We start from the raw sequence: 2,125 nt of genomic DNA on the forward strand, positions 1-2,125 counted from the left end.
GGCGACGGCATCAACGATGCGCCTGCCCTTGCAGCGGCGGACGTTGGCTTTGCCATTGGCACCGGCACCGATGTCGCCATTGAAAGCGCCGGTATTACGCTGATGCGGGGCTCTCTCCACGGCGTTGCCGACGCCATTGAGATATCCCGGGCCACGGTACGCAACATCCATCAGAACCTGTTCGGCGCCTTTGCCTACAACTCGTTGGGCATACCCGTCGCGGCCGGACTGCTTTACCCAGTGTGGGGGATTCTGATGAGCCCGATACTGGCCGGCGCCGCGATGTCGCTGTCGTCGGTCACGGTCGTTACCAACGCCAACCGGCTGCGACTGTTCAAAACCACCAGTAACGCAGGCAAGGAGGGGAACCAATGAACGCACTTCTGGTCAATGCCGGAGGACTGATCCTGATGGCCGCCATCGTCTGGTGGTTCTGGTTGTCACCCTCTGGCGGCGGAGAACCAAACCACGATCACAGCCATCATCATTGAGGTAACATCATGAAAAAACAACTGTTGGCCCTTGGCCTCGTCGCAACCGTCGGCTTGAGCGGTCAGTTACAGGCCGAAGACGGGCTGAAAGACATCCATGTCTACAAGTCACCGACCTGCGGTTGCTGCACGGATTGGGTGGACCACCTGAAGGAAAATGGTTTCAAGGTGGAAGTCACTGAAACCAATAACCTGAATCCGATAAAGATCGACGCCGGCCTGACACCGTCACTCGCCAGTTGCCACACCGCGTTTGTTGGCGACTATGTGATTGAAGGTCATGTGCCCGCCAACGACATTCACCGGTTGATCGCCCAGGCCCCGAAAGCAAAGGGTCTGTCGGTGCCCGGCATGCCGGCTGGCTCACCCGGCATGGAAGTGGGGGGCCGCAAGGACCACTATCAGGTGTTGATGTTCAACGACAGCGGCCAGACCAAAGTCTTCGCAGAACACAACTAGTTTTCCTACACACTTTGCCATGCCTGCTCTATCATACCTTCCAGATAGATCCAGACTGTGCATAAGGAAAGCTTTTGAGCCTGAAAACCCGACTACTGGGCCTGGCAGCGGCTCTGATGATCATCGCCTCAGTCGCCTCCTGGCTCGCGTATCGTGAGCTTTCAGACGACATCATCGAGCGCTGGGGGCAGCAGGTTGCCGAAATACAGGTGCGCTATGACAGCGCCCGCCTGCTGCAATCCCTGGAACGGGAAATCGGGCTCGCCCGCCAGATGGCCGACTCCTCCACGCTGGTCAACTGGGCTACCTCACCGGAAGATAAGGCGTTACAAAGCGACGCCATACGCGAAATGGAAAGCTTCCGGAGCAATTTCCGCGACAACAGTTATTTCGTCGCCCTCCGTGATTCCCGCCGCTACTACTACAACAATGCCAACAACGAATTTGCGAATGATCAGTTCCGCTACATCCTGGACCCCGACAAACCCGAAGATGCCTGGTTCTTCCAACTGATTGAGGAAGGCCGCAACTTTCATCTGAACGTAAACCCCGATACCGAGCTCGGTGTGACCAAACTCTGGATCGACGTGCTGATGCGGGATGAGGAAGATCGCATCGTCGGCATGGTCGGTACCGGCCTGGACCTGGACGCGTTCCTGCAGGATATCGTGGATATTGACCAGGAGGGGATCACCACCCTGTTCGTGGACTACAACGGCGCGATACAGCTCTACCGCGATCGCAACTACATCGACTTTGCCAGCATCATCAAACCCGAAGGCCAGAAAAGCACCGTCGACCTGCTGTTTGATAACCCGGAAGACAAGCAGAAGGTGCTCGGCATGCTGCAACTTCTGAAAAACCGGGGCGGCGCCACCGGTGCCGTGGAGAGCAGCTTTGTGACCGTGGACGGCCGAAAACACCTGGCTGGCGTGGCCTTCCTGCCTGCCATCGGCTGGTTCGAGATCACCCTGCTGGATCTTGAAACGCTCCTGCCCCGCAGTTACCTATGGCCTCTGGTTGCCGTGTTCCTGACCAGTTTGCTGGTCACCCTGATCCTGTTCCATCTGATCATCCGTTCGCGCATCCTCAAACCCCTCGTCAGCCTTGAGAGTGCGGTTGAGAAGGTTCGGGGTGGCAGCTTTGCGCTTCCGCACCTGGAAAAACCGGACAAC

At 57.6% G+C, this 2,125-nt stretch carries 1 protein-coding gene and 2 pseudogenes; all 3 read left to right on the top strand.

What is annotated here, in order from left to right:
• Window positions 1-375, top strand: a pseudogene (copA, locus tag B3M52_RS08680) (Cu+ exporting ATPase); the annotation flags it as partial.
• A gap of 125 nt (window positions 376-500) precedes the next feature.
• On the top strand, window positions 501-950 hold the full coding sequence (locus tag B3M52_RS08685; RefSeq protein WP_075194688.1) for a DUF411 domain-containing protein: 450 nt from the start codon (window positions 501-503) through the stop codon (window positions 948-950).
• Window positions 951-1,024: 74 nt separating this feature from the next.
• Window positions 1,025-2,125: pseudogene (locus B3M52_RS08690) on the top strand (GGDEF domain-containing protein); the annotation flags it as partial.

Source organism: Marinobacter sp. UBA2688, from assembly GCF_002352785.1.
In the GTDB taxonomy this organism is placed as follows: domain Bacteria; phylum Pseudomonadota; class Gammaproteobacteria; order Pseudomonadales; family Oleiphilaceae; genus Marinobacter; species Marinobacter salarius.